The following is an 814-nucleotide window of genomic DNA, read 5'->3' on the forward strand; positions in this document are numbered from 1 at the left end:
GTAGCGGAGCAGGAAGGACATCTGATGGAAATGGAAGCCACGCAAGCACCTTAAAATCACCATCATACACTAAATCAGTAAGTTGGCAGCATTACCTACATTCCCTATGTATTATATATTAATTAATATTCATTGATTATATGAATATAAGCAGACTGCTCGTTAAGAACGATACAGGAATATTTAATTGGCGTCAGTGAGCGAATGACTTAATTTTGTAAGTCGCTGTAACGGTGAATATAACCCATTAGCAGATAATATTTATTAAGGGGTTATGTTTTATTTGCTGAATATATAAAAAGGGTGATGCTGCCAACTTACTGATTTAGTGTATGATGGTGATTTTAAGGTGCTTGCGTGGCTTCCATTTCCATCAGATGTCCTTCCTGCTCCGCTACTGAAGGCGTGGTGCGTAACGGCAAAAGCACTGCCGGACATCAGCGCTATCTCTGCTCTCATTGCCGTAAAACATGGCAACTGCAGTTCACTTACACCGCTTCTCAACCCGGTACGCACCAGAAAATTATTGATATGGCCATGAATGGCGTTGGATGCCGGGCAACTGCACGCATTATGGGCGTTAGCCTCAACACGATTTTACGTCACTTAAAAAACTCAGGCCGCAGTCGGTAACCTCGCGCATACAGCCGGGCAGTGACGTCATCGTCTGCGCGGAAATGGACGAACAGTGGGGATACGTCGGGGCTAAATCGCGCAGCGCTGGCTGTTTTACGCGTATGACAGGCTCCGGAAGACGGTTGTTGCGCACGTATTCGGTGAACGCACTATGGCGACGCTGGGGCGTCTTATGAGC

The 814-nt window shown here is 46.2% G+C and carries 1 pseudogene; it reads left to right on the forward strand.

Annotated features, from left to right (window positions below):
• Window positions 1-357: 357 nt before the first annotated feature.
• Window positions 358-814, forward strand: a pseudogene (locus tag BGK49_RS27645) (IS1 family transposase); the annotation flags it as partial.

Origin of the sequence: Shigella sp. FC1544 (genome assembly GCF_001722145.1) — a bacterium.
GTDB classification, from domain to species: domain Bacteria; phylum Pseudomonadota; class Gammaproteobacteria; order Enterobacterales; family Enterobacteriaceae; genus Escherichia; species Escherichia coli.